This window comes from Salinigranum halophilum, from assembly GCF_007004735.1.
GTDB classification, from domain to species: Archaea; Halobacteriota; Halobacteria; order Halobacteriales; family Haloferacaceae; genus Salinigranum; species Salinigranum halophilum.
In genome coordinates, this window is sequence record NZ_SSNL01000003.1 from 602,174 (window position 1) to 619,102 (window position 16,929).

The following is a 16,929-nucleotide window of genomic DNA, read 5'->3' on the forward strand; positions in this document are numbered from 1 at the left end:
GTCCGAACCGACTACTCGGTTTCGCTTACTGCTTCAGCTCCTCGAGCTGGCTCTTGAACTCCTCGAGGTCGCTCGTCGGGAGCGGGATGTAGTTGTTCTGCTCGACGAAGACGGACTGTCCGAACTGCGTCAGGAACATGTTGATGAACGCCGCCTCGCGCAGGTCGCGGCCGCCGCCACCGGGGTTGTCCTCCTCGATGAGCGTGTACATGTGGAGGTCGCGGTTGAGCGGGTAGCTGGAGTCGAAGATGGTGTTCTCCGCGTCTCGGTCCGGCTCGTACACCGTGCCCTCGAAGTCGATCGCGATGGGCTGGACCGACTCGCTCGTGAACGCAAGCGCCATGTACGCGATGGCACCCTCGTTCTGCTGGACGAGCTGGGCGACCTGCTGGTTCTGGCCCTGACGGGTGTCGACGTCCATCGGCGCGTCGGCGTCGCCGAGCATGTTGAGGCGGAACGACGTGTCCGTCCCGGAGCCCTCGGCACGACCGATCACGAAGATCTCTTGGTCGTAGTCGATGCCCTCGAGCTCGCTCCAGTTCGAGACCTCGCCCTGGAAGATTGCGCGGATCTGCTCGCCCGTGAGCTGGTCGACGCCGGCGTCGGCGACGTCGGAACTGACGACGACCGGCTGGCCGTCGCGGCCGACGACGTTGTCGACGACCGTGCTGTTGGCCTCTTCGTCCGACCAGTCGAGCTCGGCCGTGATGGGGCCGGAGGAGTTACCGATGTCGACGAGACCCTCGACGACGGCCTCACAGCCCGTCCCCGAGTGGCTCAGGCCGACCGTCGTCGGGAACGGCGGCGACGAGCGCTGCTCGGTCGGCTCGAAGCCGAACTGGCTCGCGAAGTAGTCGGCGATGAGCATGTCGGTCTCGATTTCGCTCCAGCCGGGGACCGTGCTCTCCGAGTTGGAGCCCCAGTACTCGCCGTCCGACGGCGGCGCGTTGGAGTTCCAGTACGAACTCCCCTTGTTCGAGATGGGGTAGACCGTCGAGGACCCCTCGGCGGTGAGGAGCGAGCTCGAGGAGCCCGAACTCGAACTCGACTCCGTCGAACCTTCCATCGACTCGCCGCTGCTCTCGGTCGATTCGCTCTCGCCGCCGCTGCTCGCTTCGGTTCCCCCGCCCCCGTCGCCCGACTGCCCGCTGCATCCCGCGAGACCGGCTGCGCCGACCGCGCCAGTCGTTGCGATGAAGTTCCGCCGCGATACCAGGTCGCTCAGACGATTACCCTCGTCCGTCATCACCTGAGTGAAGCCGAGATTTGATTAAAGCGGTTTATAATACCCGTATCGAGTCCTCACCGGCGTTCGGGAGCAGAAAGTTCGAACAGAGACGACCCCATCGATATATCACGAACATACGACTCACTCTCACTCATACGTCTCGATACTCTATATACACGCTCTCGTCACACGCCGTCACGACTGGCGCGGTGTGTCGGAGCGCCGCAGGCAGAAGCCGAACGACGGGCGCGCACACGACAGACGCGGACGAGTCGAGTCGCGTGGTGGGCCGTTACTGGAAGCCGATCCGGCCGTCACGCCGCTCGGTGAACGACTCGCGGCCGCCACCTTTGAACTGGTCCTGCATCCGCTCGTAGTAGTCCATCAGGTCGTCGGTGATGGTCGGCCGCACCGACTCCAGCGCCTTCCGGAAGTGACGCATCTCGATCTCGTCGGCGTCGGTGTCCTCGCGGAGTGCTTCGATGGCCGCTTCGCGCGCGATGGACTCGAGGTCGGAGCCGACGTACCCTTCCGTGATCTCGCTGATCTCACGCAGGCTGACGTCCGGCGCGAGCGGGCTGTTGCCCGTGTGAATCTTGAGGATCTCTTCTCGACCCTCCTCGCTCGGTTCGCCGACGAGGACGAGCCGGTCGAACCGGCCCGACCGGATGAGCGCCGGGTCGATCATATCTGGTCTGTTCGTCGCACCGATGACCATCACGTCGCCCATGTCTTCGAGGCCGTCGAGTTCGGTCAGCAGCTGGTTGACGACGCGCTCGGAGACGTTGTTCCCCATCTCCTGTCCGCGCGAGGGGGCGAGCGAGTCGAGTTCGTCGAAGAAGATGACCGTCGGCGCGACCTGCCGGGCCTTCCGGAACGTCTGCCTGATGGCCTTCTCCGACTCGCCGACCCACTTCGAGAGGAGCTGCGGTCCCCTGACGGAGATGAAGTTGGCGTTCGTCTCGTTGGCGACGGCCTTCGCGATGAGCGTCTTCCCCGTCCCGGGGGGGCCGTAGAGGAGCACGCCCTTCGGCGGTTCGATGCCCATCCGCTCGAACCGTTCGCGTTCGCGCAACGGCCACTCGATGCTCTCTTCGACCTGCTGTTTCGCCGCCTCTAGCCCGCCGACGTCGTCCCACGATATCTTGGGCAGTTCGACGAGGACCTCCCGCATCGCCGAGGGCTCCACCTCACCGAGCGCGCCGTTGAAGTCCGCGCGCTTGACGATCATCCGGTCGATGAGCGAGGGCGGGATGTCCTCCTCGTCGAGGTCGATCTCGGGGAGGTAGCGGCGAAGCGCCTTCATCGCCGCCTCCTTGGTGAGCGACTCGATGTCGGCGCCGACGAAGCCGTGGGTCTCGTCTGCGAGGTTGTCGAGGCTCACGTCGTCCGACAGCGGCATCCCGCGGGTGTGGATCTGCAGTATCTCCTTGCGCCCCTCCTCGTCGGGGACACCGATCTCGATCTCGCGGTCGAACCGACCGGGGCGACGGAGCGCGGGGTCGACGGAGTCGACGCGGTTCGTGGCCGCGATGACGATGACCTGGCCTCTCGTCTCCAACCCGTCCATCATCGTCAGCAGCTGGGCGACGACGCGGCGTTCGACCTCGCCCGTGACGTCCTCGCGTTTGGGGGCGATGGAGTCGAGTTCGTCGATGAAGATGATGGAGGGCGCTTCCTCGTTGGCGTCCTCGAAGATCTCTCGCAGCTGTTGTTCGGACTCCCCGTAGTACTTCGAGATGATCTCGGGGCCGGCGATGGAGAAGAAACTCGCGGAGGTCTCGTTGGCGACGGCCTTCGCCAGCAAGGTCTTCCCAGTCCCGGGCGGGCCGTGCAGGAGCACGCCCTGCGGCGGTTCGATGCCCAGCTTCTTGAATATCTGGGGGTGTTTCATCGGGAGTTCGACCATCTCCCGCACGCGCTGAATCTCGCCCTGGAGGCCGCCGATGTCCTCGTACGTGATGCCGCCGCCGGTCTTCTCGAAGCCCGAGATGGGCTCCTCGCGGAGTTCGACGTCGGTGTCCTCGGTGACGAGACAGACCCCGTCGGGTTCGGTCTCGACGGCGATGAGCGGAATCGCCTGCCCCGGCGACCGCATGAACGGGTGGTTCGTCGAACTCATCACCGGGACGATGTCGCGTTCGACGACGGGCCGTTTCAGTATCTGTCGCTTCACCATGCCCGCGGCGTCGGAGCCGAACTGGACCGACGCCTCTTCGGGCGGGGCGAGGACGAGTTTGTCCGCCTTTTTCGCTTCGGCCTTCCGGATGGTCACGCGCTCGCCGATACCGACGTCGGCGTTTTGCCGTGTGAAACCGTCGATTCTGACGGTATCGGTGTTCCAGTCCTGCCGGTCCGCGCGCCACACCTTCGCCGCCGTCGTCTCACCACCTTCGATCTCGATGATGTCACCAGGGGAGAGCTTGAGATGGAGCAACGTGTCCGGGTCAAGACGGGCGATACCACGACCCGAGTCGTTCGGGTACGCTTTCGCCACTTCGAGTTGCACTTCGTTCATGATTGATCCGCGAGGATTCCTCCGTAGATGTCCGTTTTTCGGCGACGCCGCTTCATAAGTGCTTTGTTAGGGGGGGTACCGGCCGTCTTCGCGGCCGTTCGCGTGTGTGTCACCGTATATCACGGTATGTGTGGACGGTATTAATCCCTACCGACAGGGGCACCGACTGCACGTATCGAGACCGCGTCGTGTCGGGCGCGACGCGATGCCCGACAGTATTTGAGCCTCGGTCGTCTCCACTCGCCTATGCGAACGCTCGCCTTCGACGGTCGGACCGGGGCCAGCGGTGACATGATACTCGCCGCACTCGTCGCGACCGGTGCCGACCCGGCCGTCTTGTCGCCCGTCGAGGACAGCCTCGACGTCGAGTATCAAATCGGGGAGACGACGCGCAACGGCATCGCGGCGACCACCGTCGACGTCGTCGTCTCGGGGGCGTCGACGGACGAGGTCCGTGGGGCGAACAGGGGTCACGACCACGACCACGACCACGGCCACGACCACACGCACGACCACGACCACGGCCACAGCCACACGCACGACACGGACACTGCCGAGGGTGCCGGCCCCGTCCGAACTCACGCCGCGGTCCTCGACATCGTCGCCGGCATGGACCTCGACGACGAGGTCGCTCGGCGCGCCCGCGCAGTCGTCGACCGACTCGCGGAGGCCGAGGCGACGGTTCACGGGACGTCCGTCGACGACATCCACTTCCACGAGGTCGGGGCCGACGACGCCATCGCCGACATCGTCGGCTGCTGTCTCCTCCTCGACGACCTCGACGTCGACCGCGTCGTGACGTCCCCCGTCGCGGGCGGCGGCGGTTCCGTCGCGATGAGCCACGGGACCTACCCCGTGCCCGCCCCCGCCGTCGTCGAACTCGCCGCCGGCGCGGCGTGGCGACTCGTCGGCGGCCCCGTCGAGCGCGAACTGCTCACCCCGACGGGGGCGGCGCTCCTGGCCGAGTTCGCCGAGGGGGTCGACGCGCTCCCCTCGCTGAACGTTTCGGCGTCGGGCTACGGTGCGGGGACGAAGTCGTTCGAGGAGCATCCGAACGTCCTCCGGGCCGTCGTCGGTGACGGCGCTGGGAGGTTGCGACGTGACGACATCACCGTCCTCGAGACGAATCTCGACGACGCTGCACCCGAGGTTCTCGGTGGACTCCAGGAGTCGCTCGTGGCGGCGGGCGCCCGGGACGTCTCCGTCCTCCCGGCGACGATGAAGAAGTCCCGCCCCGGCCACCTCGTGAAGGTCATCACAAAGCCGGAAGACGCCGAGCGGGTCGCACATCGACTCGCGGTCGAGACGGGTACCCTCGGCATCCGCGAGCACGGTGCGGGTCACCGCTGGGTCGCCGAGCGTGCGTTCGAGACGGTCACGCTCGATATCGCAGGCGAAGCGTACGACGTCTCGGTCAAGGTCGCCTCGACGACGGACGGGGAGGTGTACGACGTCAGCGCGGAGTACGACGACGCGGCCGCCGTCGCCCGAGAGACCGACCTCCCCGTCCGAACGGTCGTCCAGCGGGCCGAGGCCGCGGCGAGAGAACGCCTCGACTGACTACGCCGTCTCGTCGCGGTGTTCGTCGAGCGCCTCGTCGACGTCCAGTTCGCCCCTGGCGACGCGGCGGGCGAGTTCCTCGTCGATGGTCCGGTCGCCGCCCGAGCGCTGTCGCGACTCGTCTTTGATCCGCTGGAGTTCGCCCGCCGTCGGCTCGACCTCGCGCGAGTCGACGCGTTCGCCGTCGAGTCGGGCGATGTTCACGGCTGCGAGGACGTCGCCCATGCCGCGCGCGCCGGTGCCGAGGTAGGGGGTCGTCCCCGTCTCGTCGACGAGTTCGACGGGCACGTCGTCGAGTTCGTTGACGATGCGGCTCCCCTGCAACCGGGCCCCGTCGCCGACCCGGACGAGCGGGTCGGCCTCGCCGTCGACCTCGCGGCGGATGACCGCCACGGCGTCGGCGAGCGGGACGTGGAACGCGGCCACGACGACCGCACCCGAGAGGACGGCGATGCCCGGCCGGGTTCCGGGGTCCACGCCGACGACCGTCCGACCGCCGCCCCCGCGGAGGACAGCGAGCGCCTCTTCCACTGCGCGCCGGGCGTCGTCGCCGCCGCTCGCCACGACTCGCTCGACACCGTCGGGCACGTCGACGTCGTCGACGTCGTCGTGAGCGACGATAACCACGCGCGTCCGGTCGGGGAGAGCGCCGCCCGGTTCGACCGTGGTGAAGACGGTCCCGCGGTCCCGGAGTTCGGCGACGGCCTCGTGGTAGAGTTCGAAATCGGCGGTGGCGACGACGATCACACTCCGCAGTTCGTCGGCGCTCGAATAAAACGTACCGAGCGAGACGCGTCGCTCCGCGCGTGGGCGACGGCGAAAAGTGGTGTCTCGTCTTACTTCGTGTCCGCGCGGACGAACGTCACCGGGCACGGCGCCGAGAGCATGACCTCTTGGGCGACGCTGCCGAAGACGGCCTTCCCGGTCGGCGAGCGCTTGCGTCCCCCGACGAGCACGAGGTCCGTGTCGAGTTCCTCGGCGACCTCGACGACCTTCTCACCGTAGTGGCCGATGGCACCGCGAATCTCGTAGTCGACGCCCGCCTCGTCGAGCAGGTCGGCCAGTTCGCGGACCGGCGAGTACCGGACGGCCACCGCGTCGGGGCTGACGTCCGCCGCGTCGCGGTCGAACCCGAGCGTGTCGACGCGCGAGTCGAACTCCTCACGGGTGAACACGTGCGTGATGACGACTGTCGCCCCGGCGGGGCCGGCGATGTCGACCGCCTCCTCGCCGAGTCGGGTCACGCGTTCCGCGTCCTTCGGCCCGAGGGCCACGAGGACGCTGTTCAGACCGGTCTGCGCTGTCTTCGTCTGCGGTACTGGCTGTTGGCTCATATTTCACTATACCTGCCCCGACGCAATAAACCTTCCGAGTAATTTACTCGAATTTGAGTAAAAAATTATAATGTTCGTTCGTGTCGTTCACCCGTTCATCCGAGGTGTTCTGGACGGGATTTGTGGACATGTCTACACGTCTGGGCCACCGAGGTGCGCTGTTCGCCCCCCGGCGACAGCGCCGTCACGACCGGGGTGTCGGTTCGTCGCTCGTCCGGCCCGTACGGGTACACGCACCACTGGTCTGGAAGCCCGTTGATGCGAGGGATTAAATCGGGCTGCGATGCTACCTCTCCCTGTGAGCGACCCCCTTCCGACCGGCTGTCAGCCGCTCGACGACCTCCTCGGTGGCGGACTCGAACGCGGGACCGTCACACAGGTGTACGGCCCGCCTGCCGCCGGCAAGACCAACGTCGCGCTCTGTGCCGCCGTGCGTGCCGCCGCAGACGGTCTGGCGGTCTACGTCGATACCGAGGGACTGTCGCCGGCGCGCTTCGAGCAGGTCGCCGCCGCCGTGGGGGACGTCGACGACATCGCCTCCCGGGTCATCGTCTCGAACGCCCACGACTTCGAAGAGCAAGAACAGGCGGTCCGGGACGTCGCGGAGTTCGCCGAGCGCGCCGACGTCGTCGTAGTGGACTCGGCGACGGGCTTCTACCGGCTGGAGCGTCACGATGGCGACGAAGGCGAGGTGCTCCGGCGGGTCGCCCGGCAGGTCACCCACCTCCTCTCTCTGGCGCGCCGCCACGACCTCGCCGTCGTGCTGACGAACCAGGTGTTCACCGACCCCGACGCCGACCGAGTGCGGCCGCTCGGCGGGAACACGCTCGAACACTGGACGGGCGTCGTCCTCCGACTGGACCGCTTCCGTGGGGGGAAACGACGGGCCACGCTCGAGAAACACGGGTCGAAGCCGGCGGGCGAGACGGCGACGTTTCAGATTACGGACGCGGGGCTCGAGGCCGTCGAGGAGTTCTGAGTCGGATGAAAACGGCGGTGTGACGCGCTTACAGGTCGCCCAGCTTGCGGAGGAGCTGACCGCGGTAGCGCTCGTCGGCGTTGACGCCCTTCATCTCCAGCACGTTCCGCTCGAGTTTGTCGAGCGCGACGTGGAAGGCGTGTTCGGCGCCGTACCCCTCACCGGAGCCGGCCACCTGCCCGTGGCTCGTGCGGAGCCGGATCTGACACTGGATGAGCGGCGTCCCGCGGAGCTTCTCCTTGTGCTCGTGGAACCGGACGTGCGCGTGGTGGACCTGCATCTGCTGGTACTTGTCGGCCACCTCGGTGATCGAGTTCGTGATCTCGTCGCGGGAGATGGTGTCGAGCAACGAGACGTTCGTGACCTGGACGTCCATGCGCTCTTCTTCGGTGAAGGTCAGCGCGCGGAGCACGTCCGTCTTCGTCACCACGCCCGCGACGACGCCGTCGTCCTCCTCGGGCGTGACGATGAGTCCGGCGATGTCGTTCTCGAGCATCCGTGCGACCGCGTCGCGGACGGACGTGTCGGGCGCCGTGGTCAGGACGGGGCTCGTCATCAGGTCGTACACCGGCAGGTCGAGCATCCGGTCGATGTCGCCGCGACGGTCGTGTCGCCCCTGTCGGCTGTCGTTGCGCACGACGAAGTCGACGATGTCGTGCGTCGTGATGACGCCGGCGAGGCGGCCGTCCCCGTCGGTGACCGGCATGCGGGAGATGCCGTGCTCGCGGAGGAGGTTGATGGCGCGCCCGACGCGGTCCTTCTCGCCGATCTGGACCACGTCCTCGGTGAATATCTGTTCGACCACCAGCGCGTCGAGGTTCTCGATGACCGCCTCGAGGATGGCGTCCTCGGTGATGACGCCGACGAGTTTCTCGCCCTCGTAGACGGGCGCGAGCTTCACGTCGCCCTCGACGAGCATCCGCGCCACCTCCCGGACGTCCTCGTGTCGGTCGATCTTCGGTGCCGAGCGCACCAGCGCAGCCGCCTTGGTGTTGTCCTCGACGTGGGACTTCACGAGCTGCTTCTCGCCGATGACACCGACGTAGCTCCCGTCGTTGGTCACGATGAGGCCCTTCGGGTTCTCCCGGTCGAAGATGGACCGGATCTTGCCGAGTCGCTTGTCCGCGTCGACCTCGATGAAATCAGGAAGGGCGATGTCAGAGATATCCATAGTCCAATCCGACTCTACACCACGGGCACTCTTGAAGCTTCGTTCCGTTTCCACCGCGCAACACTGACTCGCTGTTCTCTTGTCGCCCGAGCAGCGCCCCGACACCGACCGGTCCGGCGCGGGCGGGCCGACACCGCCCCAGGTCCGTGTCAGCGCACGCTCTCACCACCGCCAGCTGTGACCCTCAGAACAGCGGTGGTCTCCCGTGTGGTCGTGGCGCTGCCACTCGCAGTATTTGGTGTACGAACAGACCGGACAGACCTGGAGACACTCGCTCATCGACACTCTGAGACGACATAACGACCCGAGAGTAGATAACAGCGGCGTACGCCCCCGCCTGATACGCAGCGAACTCGACGACTCTGCCGGTGGGCCGAACGTTCCGGCCGCCTGCTCGCTTCAGTCTCGCTTGACGCCGGGGTTGGTGACGGCGCCGTTCGCCGCGGAGTCGAACGCCTGGCCGTACTTCGCGAGCACGCCGCCCGTGTAGGTCGGCGGGTCCGGCTCCCACGCCTCTCGACGACGCGCCATCTCCTCGTCGGAGACGTCGACGGAGAGCTCTCGGCTGGGGATGTCGACGGTGATCTCGTCGCCGTCTTCGAGGAGGGCGATGGGGCCGCCCACCGACGCCTCGGGCGCGACGTGCCCGATCATCGGTCCGCGCGTCCCGCCCGAGAACCGCCCGTCGGTGATGAGCGCGACGTCCTCCTCGTGACCCTGACCGACGACGGCCGCGGTGACACCGAGCATCTCGCGCATCCCCGGCCCACCCTGTGGCCCCTCGTTCCGAATGATGATGACGTCGCCAGACTCGATCTCGCCCTCCTGGACGTACTCCATGGCCGCCTCCTCGTTCTCGAACAGACGGGCCGGGCCGACGTGGTGGAACGCGTCGTCGCCGGTCACCTTCAGGACCGCCCCGTCGGGTGCGAGGTTCCCCTTCAGGATCTTGATCGCTCCCTCCTCCTGTTTGGGTTCGTCGACGGTGTAGAGGAAGTCCGCGTCGATGTCGTCGTCGTCCCGGAGGTCGAGCGTCGCCAGTTCCTCCTCGATGGTCCGTCCGGTGACGGTCATCGCGTCGCCGTGGAACAGCCCCGCGTCGAGGAGTCGGCGGACGACGACGGGGACGCCGCCGATCTCGAAGAGGTCGTTCATGACGCGCTGGCCGCCGGGCTGGAGGTCGGCGATCTTCGGGGTTCTTCTGCTGATCTCGTCGAAGTCGTCGATCTCGAGGTCGATTCCCGCCTCGCGCGCGAGCGCGAGCAGGTGAAGCACACCGTTCGTCGACCCGCCGATGGCTGTCTGCAGCGCGATGGCGTTCTCGAAGGACTTCCGGGAGAGGATGTCGGACGGACGGCGGTCGTTCTCGATACAGTCGAGGACCAGTTCGCCGGCCTCGCGGGCGACGTCGTACCGCTCCTCGTGTTCGGCGGGTGCGCCGGCGCTTCCGAGCGGTGCCAGGCCAAGGGCTTCGGAAATCGAAGCCATGGTGTTCGCGGTGAACATCCCGCCGCACGAGCCGGCACCGGGACAGGCGTGGCGCTCGAGGTCGTCGAGTTCCTCCGCGCTCATCTCGCCCTGTGCGTAGCCCCCGACCCCCTCGAACACCTGGACGATGGTGACGTCGCGGCCGCCGTGGTGTCCGGGCATGATGGAACCGCCGTAGAGGAAGACGGAGGGCAGGTCGGTTCGGATCGCGGCCATCATCATTCCGGGGAGGTTCTTGTCACAGCCCGCGACGGTCACGAGGCCGTCCATCCGCTCGCCGAAGGCGACGAGTTCGACCGAGTCGGCGATGACTTCGCGGGAGATGAGCGAGGCCTTCATCCCCTCGGTCCCCATCGAGATGGCGTCGGAGATGGTGATGGTACCGAACTCGATAGGCATCCCGCCCGCGCCGTCGACGCCGCCGATGGCCGCGTCGGCGACGTCGTCGAGGTGGACGTTACACGGCGTGATGTCCGCGGCGGGGTTGGCCACGCCGACCATCGGCGAGGAGAGGTCCTCGTCGTCGAACCCCATCGCGCGGAACATCGCACGGTGGGGTGCGCGCTCGGCACCCTCTGTCACGTCGCGACTCGGGAGGTCGGCCTCCTTCCGCCCGGAGAACTGTTCGGCGTCGTCCCGGTCCCGCTCGGGAGATTCCTGCTGGCTCATAGTCGGGGGTTGCGCCGCGGACGCTTAAATGACCGTCACTGCCGGCAACGTCCGTCGCCCCGCACGCCTCACTCCTCCTCTTCGTCCTCGTCTCGCCGCGCCAGTCCCGCGAGGTGGCCCGCCGCCTCGACGGCGATGTCGCCCCCGAGTCGGGCCGCGTTCTCGCTCCCCGGCAGACAGAACACGGGGGTCGACTCGACGATGCCCGCCGTCGCGCGTGTCGCGACCACCATGACGCCGACCTCGTCGTACGACTCTCTTCTGAACAGTTCGCCGAACCCGGGGAGCCGCTTCGAGAACAGCCGTTCTGCGGCCTCGACGGTCACGTCGTCGGGCGTCACGCCCGTCCCGCCGGTCGTCACGACGACGTCGACGTCGTCACGCTTCGAGAGCTGTGACAGCACCGACTGGACGTTGTCGTACTCGTCTGTGACGAGGTCGCGTGTGGCGACCTCGTGCCCTGCGTCCTCGAACGCCGCGGCGATGGCGTCACCCGCCGGGTCGTCGTCGAGCGACCGTGAGGTGGAGACGGTGACGACCGCCGCACCCAGCGTCTCGACGTCATGGTGGTGGTGACCGTGTGCGTGGTCGTGTGCGTCACCGTGTGCGTGGTTGTGGTTGCCGTGTGAGTGCGACTCGTCGCCGTGTCCGCCGTCGAGTTCGTGCTCGTCGCGCCCGGTGAGTGGCCTGTCGTCGCTCATGACCATCCGTTCTGGGTCCCTCGACAAAACTCCCATCCCTCGGGCGAGTTCGACAGTGGTCGAACTACCGGACGACGATACGCGTAACCATACTGTTTTATCACTGTGGTTTGACCGCCCCGATGATGAAGGCCGTTCAGTTCTCGGAGCACGGCGACCGTGACGTCATCGAGTACGGCGACTTTCCCGACCCCGAAATCGACAGCGACGAGGTCCTCGTCGACATCAAGGCGGGTGGGCTGAACCACCTCGATATCTGGACCCGTCGGGGGATGCCCATCCTCGACCTCGACTTCCCGCACATCCCGGGGAGCGACGGCGCGGGTGTCGTCCAGGATATCGGCGACGAAGTAACCCGATTCGAGGTCGGCGACCACGTCGCCGTCCAGCCGGGCAAGTACTGCGGGAAGTGTGAGTTCTGCCGCGACGGCGAGGAGTCGATGTGCGTCTCGTATCACCTCATCGGTGAGCACATCAGAGGCGTCCATTCCGAACTCGCCGCGGTCCCCGAGGAGAACCTCGTCAAGGTCCCCGACCACGTCGACTGGGAGACGGCGGCGTCGGCGTCGCTGGTGTTCCAGACCGCGTGGCGGATGCTCATCTCGCAGGGTGAACTCGGGCCGACCGAGAAGGTGCTCGTCCTCGGTGCGTCGGGTGGCGTGGGCCACGCGGCCGTCCAGATCGCCGACTACGTCGGTGCCGAGGTGTACGCGACCGCCTCCACGGAGGAGAAACTGGGCTACGCCGAGGACTGTGGTGCCGACCACGTCATCAACTACGAGGAGGACGACTTCGCGGCCGAGATTCGCGACCTGACCGGCAAACGCGGCGTCGACATGGTCGTCGACCACATCGGCGAGGCCACCTACCCGAACTCGCTGAAGTCGCTCGCGAAGGGCGGCCGCATCGTCACCTGCGGGGCCACGACCGGCGGGAATCCCGGTGCCGGCCTCAACCGAATCTTCTGGAACCAGCTGAAGGTCATCGGGTCGACGATGGCCACCCCTGGCGAGATCGACGACGTCCTGCCGCTGGTGTGGGACGGCACCTTCGAATCGCACGTCCGTGCGAGCCTGCCGATGAGCGAGGCGGCCCGCGCACACGAGATGCTCGAGAACCGTGAGGGCTTTGGCAGCGTGGTCGTAAAGCCCGATAGTGAGCTCTGAGACGGACGACGGATACGTTCACCGACCGGACGCAGGCGACGACTCCGAGCGACCGGTCGGGGACGAACGTGAGGAACGCGCCCCGCTCCCGGGTCCCGAACCGACCGGCTTCGGCGACCGCGGCTGGGTACTCGTCGCCACCGTCGTCCTCTGTTTCCTCGTTATCCCCGGTGTCATCTATCTCCGTCCCGCCCTCCCCGGCGAGGCCGGGCTGTCGTTCATTGTCGCCATGCTCATCCTCCCGCTCGTGCCGGCGGTCCTTTTGGGCCTCACCGCAGTGTGGTCTATGCGCGAGAGCCGCCGGCGGTGAACTGGCCGCGGCTCCCCGACCTCTGTCTCGGGCTCCGTGGGCGCGGACGTCGGTGTCGGGCCGCCTCTCGGTCTGGTGTCGGGCCGTTCGTCGTCCGTCCGTCAGGCACGGACCACCGCACGGCGCACGCTCGCCGTCGACGACACACCCCGACTATCTCTCCCCGGTCTCCTCGGTCACGCTGTTACACCGCAGACAGAGCACCGTCTCGGCGACGTAGTTCACGTCGTGCGAGCCGCAGTCGGGACAGGTGAATCGGCCCACGCCGTACTCCGTCGACCCACGAGGCGCGTACAGCATTCCCTCCTCGACCCGTGCCGCTAGCAGTTCCCGGACGCGGCTCCGAACGAACCGGATCCGTCGAGCGAGCGCGTCGCTCCCAGTCCCGTGAATGTCGTCCCAGCCCACGTCGTCGGGGCGAGAGAGGTGGGTGACGAGGTCGGTCCCGGCCTGCAACAGCGGGCGCGTCGTCGCGCCCGCCGGGTCGTCGACCGCGGCGGCCGCGTACCCCTCGGCGGCCCGGTCGTACGCCTCGGTCGCCCGCTCGTCGTCGCCCGCGAGGCTTCGGCAGTGTCCGAGCAACTCGTCGCAGGCGGCGGCGTCAACCCCGTCGCGGACCCGCTTTTGGTCGACGGCGACGAGTGCGCCCTGCATCGCCCGGTTACGCGCGGCGTCCTCGACGCCTGCGAGCCGGTAACACAGGCCCGCTCGGACGAGGTGGCAGACGGCCCTTCCCGCCGAGGGGCGCTCCGCGTCGAAGGCCTCGCGCCGGAAGCCCTCGTGGCCGGCGAGCGTCCCGTACGCCGCGAGCGTGTACTGTCTTCCCGCCGTCTGCCACGCCGCCGTCGCCGTCGCGCGAATCGCCCGGTCGGCGTGGTCGAGGTCGGTTTCGGGGTCCATGCCCGGACCGAGGACGCCGAAGACATGTGGGTTTCGGTCACCGTTCGCGCCCCCGGGTGTGAGTATCGTTTTTACGGCGGCACGAACACTACTCAGGTGATGACCACGCGTCTCCCCGCCCCCGGAGGATGTCGGTGCGAGTGACTACTCGGCGCACGGGCCGCCCACCGTCGGCACTCCGCACCCTTCGTCGATGAGGACCCGTATCGACTGGCGCGTCAGCTGTCGGCTGGTCGGGACCATCCTCAAGTGGCTGTGGGTGCCGCTCGCGCTCCCGCTCGCCCTCGCGCTCCTCGACGGCACCTCGCCGCTCCCCTTCCTGGCCCCGATGGCCGGCACGCTCGTCCTCGGCACGGCCCTCGAACAGCTGACCGACTCGACCGAACTCGGGCTGCGAGAGGGCTTCCTGATGGTCTCTCTGACCTGGCTGAGTGTCGCCCTCGTCGGCAGCGTGCCGTTCGTCCTCGCGGGCGAGGGTGCGCTCGGAGAGCCGGTGAACGCGCTGTTCGAGAGCATGAGCGGCATCACCACGACCGGGGCGACGGTAATCGTCGACTTCGAGATTCACTCGCGAGCGGTGCTCCTCTGGCGAGCGACACTCCAGTGGCTCGGCGGAATCGGCATCCTCGTCGTCGCGACGGCCGTCCTCTCGCAACTCTCGGTCGGGGGCGCACAGCTCATGGAGACCGAGACGCAGGTCAAAGACGTCAACAAACTCACGCCCCGAATCTCCGAGACGGCCGCTCTCCTCTGGAAGCTCTACCTCGGGCTGACCGCGCTGCAGGTCGCCGTCCTCTACGGACTCCACCTCGTCGGACTGGCCCCCGAGATGACGCTCTACGACGCCGTCGCCCACGCCTTTACCACCATCTCGACGAGTGGGTTCTCGCCGCGCGGGGAGAGCATCGCCGCCTTCTCCCCGGCGGTCCAGTGGGCCGTCATCCCGTTCATGATCCTCGGGGCGACGAGCTTCGTCCTCATCTACTTCGTCCTCCGAGGCAACACCAACCGCCTGCGCGAGAGCGACGAGTTCCGTTTCTACATCGGGGTGCTCGCGTTCTTCTCGCTCTCTATCGCCGGCATCCTCTTCGTCGACGGCGCGCCCCACACCTCCGTCGAGTCCATCGCCCGCCACTCGCTGTTTCAGGTGGTCTCCATCGTGACCACCACGGGATACGCGACCACGGACTTCAACCTCTGGTCGTCGGCCGCCAAACACCTGCTGTTCGTCTGTATGTTCATCGGGGGGATGGCCGGCAGCACCACCTGTTCCATCAAGGCGCTTCGGTGGCTCGTCGTCCTGAAGGCGTTTCGGCGTGACCTGTTCACCGTCGCCAACCCCTCCGTCGTTCGTCCCGTCAGGCTGAGTGGACGGGTCGTCGCCGAGTCCACCATCCGTGACATCTACGCGTACACCCTCGTCTCGCTCGTCTTCTTCATCTTCGCCACCATCTTCGTCGTCGTCGACGCCTCACGGGTGCAGTTGACCGTCACCGAGTTCGAGGCGATGGGCGCGGCGGCCGCGACGTTCTTCAACGTCGGGCCGGGCTTCGGCATCGCCGGCCCCTTCGCGAATTACGAGTCGTTCCCCTCCAGCACCAAGCTCGTCATGACGTTCCTCATGTGGCTCGGCCGCATCGAAATCATCCCCGTTCTGGTCGTCCTCACGCCGTCGTACTGGCGGTCGTGAGTCGCCTCGTCGCCTCTTCGTCGTTCACTCGGCCCGCTCGCCTGTCAGCCACGCCTCGACTCGCTCCGCGATGAACGCGTGGCCGGCATCGTTCGGATGGACGCCGTCTTCGGTCCGCCCGAGCCACTCGTCGACGGGCCGCGCCACCGGGAGGTGTGTGGCCACGACCGCAGCCAGCGCGTCGTCGTACGCGAGCGACCGGTCGGGCTGGCTCTCGTCGAAGGGGACGCTTCCGGGGCGGTCCAGTCGCAGGAGCGGTACGAGGCCGACGAACGCGTGGCGGTCGACCCGGACGTCCGTGTCAAGGAACGCGTCGAGGTCCGCCGCCGCGTCGCGGAAGGTCGTCTCGGGGACCCGCGGTTCACCGCCGCTCAGTTGTGCGTCGTTGTGGCCGGCGTGGACGAGCACGACCGTCTCCGTCTCCCGACCTTCGTCTTCAGCCACGCTCTCGTGGAGGGCGAGGTCACCAGCCGTCGCTCGCTCGGAGAGTGACGTCAGCGAGACGCCCATCCCGCCGTGCCGTTCGACGGCCCTGACGCCGCCGAGCCGGTCGGGCCACCCCGTGTCGCTCGTTCGCTCGCCGTGCGGGACGCTGTCGCCGAGGACGTACAGAGTCGTCACGACTCGACCGTGGGACCGCCCCGTCTAAGCGGTTCTCACCGCGGGCACGCTCGCGGTGTGCGTACTCCCGATTCGTCTCGATTTCTGCGAGTCTGATTCTCGATTCGGATACTCGAAGCCGGTAGAACAGTGGTTCTATAAAAATCGTCGCGGCAACGCTTTTCACGATGCGTAATGTGACAACATGTTGCACAGCATGTTCGAACAGTTCTCAAGCGGATACTACCTCGGACGACTGTACGTCGAACCCCACGACGGCGACCACGCCGTCATCCACCGTGACGACCACGTCCGGGTGAACGAACACCTCTACACCACGGGCGAGGGAGTCGAGCGCACGGACGCCCCGCTGGTGATGAAACTGGAGAGCGGCGGTCACTTCCCCGTTCTCGGCGACGAGACCGTCCCGACGGGGACACTCGCGGTCCCCGAACCGCTCGCCCCCGGTGACCTCCCCGACCGGCGAGAGGTCCTGCTCGCCAAGGCCGACCGGGCCGCCGAGCTACTCCGATACGCCGGCTGGTCCCCGGCCGAGGGTCGCTGACCCGGCCGGATATCAGTCGTCGATACCGGGGACGGACGGTATAAGTGCCC

Annotated in this window: 15 protein-coding genes; 6 read left to right on the forward strand and 9 right to left on the reverse strand. The window is 67.3% G+C overall.

Annotation, left to right across the window (positions count from 1 at the left end; translation table 11 throughout):
- Positions 1-25: 25 nt before the first annotated feature.
- Both E6N53_RS07665 and E6N53_RS07670 read right to left on the reverse strand, forming a co-directional pair.
- The gene (locus E6N53_RS07665) at positions 26-1,246 is read right to left on the reverse strand and encodes a PstS family phosphate ABC transporter substrate-binding protein (protein ID WP_142858167.1); all 1,221 of its coding nucleotides are present in this window, start codon (positions 1,244-1,246) and stop codon (positions 26-28) included.
- Between the two features lie 274 nt (positions 1,247-1,520).
- Positions 1,521-3,746 (reverse strand): CDC48 family AAA ATPase, encoded by a 2,226-nt coding sequence (locus E6N53_RS07670; protein WP_142858170.1) that lies wholly within the window; start codon positions 3,744-3,746, stop codon positions 1,521-1,523.
- A gap of 246 nt (positions 3,747-3,992) precedes the next feature.
- On the opposite strand from E6N53_RS07670, the gene larC reads away from it, so the two are divergent.
- Positions 3,993-5,306, forward strand: a complete 1,314-nt coding sequence (gene larC, locus E6N53_RS07675; protein WP_142858172.1) for a nickel pincer cofactor biosynthesis protein LarC — start codon at positions 3,993-3,995, stop codon at positions 5,304-5,306.
- On the opposite strand, the gene E6N53_RS07680 is transcribed toward larC, so the two are convergent.
- Entirely contained in the window at positions 5,307-6,053 is a 747-nt protein-coding gene (locus tag E6N53_RS07680) for a hypothetical protein (protein ID WP_136589426.1), read from the reverse strand.
- Between the two features lie 89 nt (positions 6,054-6,142).
- Positions 6,143-6,640 carry a universal stress protein gene (locus tag E6N53_RS07685; RefSeq protein WP_136589425.1) on the reverse strand — a complete coding sequence of 166 codons (498 nt, stop codon included), beginning with the start codon at positions 6,638-6,640 and terminating at the stop codon, positions 6,143-6,145.
- Between the two features lie 283 nt (positions 6,641-6,923).
- Between E6N53_RS07685 and radB the strand changes: the two genes are divergently transcribed.
- Positions 6,924-7,619, forward strand: a complete 696-nt coding sequence (gene radB / locus E6N53_RS07690; RefSeq protein ID WP_136601011.1) for a DNA repair and recombination protein RadB — start codon at positions 6,924-6,926, stop codon at positions 7,617-7,619.
- A gap of 28 nt (positions 7,620-7,647) precedes the next feature.
- Here the strand turns inward: radB and E6N53_RS07695 are convergent, their stop codons facing one another.
- The 3 genes from E6N53_RS07695 to E6N53_RS07705 all read right to left on the reverse strand — a co-directional run bounded on the left by E6N53_RS07695 (position 7,648) and on the right by E6N53_RS07705 (position 11,648).
- A complete protein-coding gene (locus tag E6N53_RS07695) occupies positions 7,648-8,790 on the reverse strand; it encodes a CBS domain-containing protein (protein WP_136589423.1) in 1,143 nt (380 codons plus the stop codon).
- 399 nt (positions 8,791-9,189) lie between these two features.
- Positions 9,190-10,947 (reverse strand): dihydroxy-acid dehydratase, encoded by a 1,758-nt coding sequence (gene ilvD / locus E6N53_RS07700; protein WP_142858174.1) that lies wholly within the window; start codon positions 10,945-10,947, stop codon positions 9,190-9,192.
- A gap of 68 nt (positions 10,948-11,015) precedes the next feature.
- On the reverse strand, positions 11,016-11,648 hold the full coding sequence (locus tag E6N53_RS07705; RefSeq protein WP_142858176.1) for a MogA/MoaB family molybdenum cofactor biosynthesis protein: 633 nt from the start codon (positions 11,646-11,648) through the stop codon (positions 11,016-11,018).
- Positions 11,649-11,773: 125 nt separating this feature from the next.
- Between E6N53_RS07705 and E6N53_RS07710 the strand changes: the two genes are divergently transcribed.
- Both E6N53_RS07710 and E6N53_RS07715 read left to right on the forward strand, forming a co-directional pair.
- On the forward strand, positions 11,774-12,814 hold the full coding sequence (locus E6N53_RS07710; RefSeq protein ID WP_142858178.1) for a zinc-binding dehydrogenase: 1,041 nt from the start codon (positions 11,774-11,776) through the stop codon (positions 12,812-12,814).
- The gene (locus tag E6N53_RS07715) at positions 12,804-13,124 is read left to right on the forward strand and encodes a DUF7977 family protein (RefSeq protein ID WP_142858180.1); all 321 of its coding nucleotides are present in this window, start codon (positions 12,804-12,806) and stop codon (positions 13,122-13,124) included. Before E6N53_RS07710 ends, E6N53_RS07715 begins: the two co-directional genes overlap by 11 nt.
- A gap of 153 nt (positions 13,125-13,277) precedes the next feature.
- On the opposite strand, the gene E6N53_RS07720 is transcribed toward E6N53_RS07715, so the two are convergent.
- Positions 13,278-14,024 carry a hypothetical protein gene (locus E6N53_RS07720; RefSeq protein WP_236642318.1) on the reverse strand — a complete coding sequence of 249 codons (747 nt, stop codon included), beginning with the start codon at positions 14,022-14,024 and terminating at the stop codon, positions 13,278-13,280.
- A gap of 193 nt (positions 14,025-14,217) precedes the next feature.
- Here E6N53_RS07720 and E6N53_RS07725 point away from each other — a divergent pair, with 193 nt between their 5' ends.
- The gene (locus tag E6N53_RS07725) at positions 14,218-15,714 is read left to right on the forward strand and encodes a TrkH family potassium uptake protein (RefSeq protein WP_136589418.1); all 1,497 of its coding nucleotides are present in this window, start codon (positions 14,218-14,220) and stop codon (positions 15,712-15,714) included.
- Between the two features lie 24 nt (positions 15,715-15,738).
- On the opposite strand, the gene E6N53_RS07730 is transcribed toward E6N53_RS07725, so the two are convergent.
- Positions 15,739-16,335 carry an SGNH/GDSL hydrolase family protein gene (locus E6N53_RS07730; RefSeq protein ID WP_142858182.1) on the reverse strand — a complete coding sequence of 199 codons (597 nt, stop codon included), beginning with the start codon at positions 16,333-16,335 and terminating at the stop codon, positions 15,739-15,741.
- Positions 16,336-16,531: 196 nt separating this feature from the next.
- On the opposite strand from E6N53_RS07730, the gene E6N53_RS07735 reads away from it, so the two are divergent.
- Entirely contained in the window at positions 16,532-16,879 is a 348-nt protein-coding gene (locus E6N53_RS07735; protein WP_136589416.1) for a DUF5802 family protein, read from the forward strand.
- Positions 16,880-16,929: the final 50 nt, after the last annotated feature.

Excerpts from the sequence above, each read along its gene's own strand:
- E6N53_RS07665 (WP_142858167.1), bottom strand. The coding sequence starts at position 1,246 with ATGACGGACGAGGGTAATCGTCTGAGCGACCTGGTATCGCGGCGGAAC.
- E6N53_RS07670 (WP_142858170.1), bottom strand. The coding sequence starts at position 3,746 with ATGAACGAAGTGCAACTCGAAGTGGCGAAAGCGTACCCGAACGACTCG.
- larC (WP_142858172.1), top strand. The coding sequence starts at position 3,993 with ATGCGAACGCTCGCCTTCGACGGTCGGACCGGGGCCAGCGGTGACATG.
- E6N53_RS07685 (WP_136589425.1), bottom strand. The coding sequence starts at position 6,640 with ATGAGCCAACAGCCAGTACCGCAGACGAAGACAGCGCAGACCGGTCTG.
- radB (WP_136601011.1), top strand. The coding sequence starts at position 6,924 with ATGCTACCTCTCCCTGTGAGCGACCCCCTTCCGACCGGCTGTCAGCCG.
- E6N53_RS07695 (WP_136589423.1), bottom strand. The coding sequence starts at position 8,790 with ATGGATATCTCTGACATCGCCCTTCCTGATTTCATCGAGGTCGACGCG.
- ilvD (WP_142858174.1), bottom strand. The coding sequence starts at position 10,947 with ATGAGCCAGCAGGAATCTCCCGAGCGGGACCGGGACGACGCCGAACAG.
- E6N53_RS07705 (WP_142858176.1), bottom strand. The coding sequence starts at position 11,648 with ATGAGCGACGACAGGCCACTCACCGGGCGCGACGAGCACGAACTCGAC.
- E6N53_RS07710 (WP_142858178.1), top strand. The coding sequence starts at position 11,774 with ATGAAGGCCGTTCAGTTCTCGGAGCACGGCGACCGTGACGTCATCGAG.
- E6N53_RS07720 (WP_236642318.1), bottom strand. The coding sequence starts at position 14,024 with ATGGACCCCGAAACCGACCTCGACCACGCCGACCGGGCGATTCGCGCG.
- E6N53_RS07725 (WP_136589418.1), top strand. The coding sequence starts at position 14,218 with ATGAGGACCCGTATCGACTGGCGCGTCAGCTGTCGGCTGGTCGGGACC.
- E6N53_RS07735 (WP_136589416.1), top strand. The coding sequence starts at position 16,532 with ATGTTCGAACAGTTCTCAAGCGGATACTACCTCGGACGACTGTACGTC.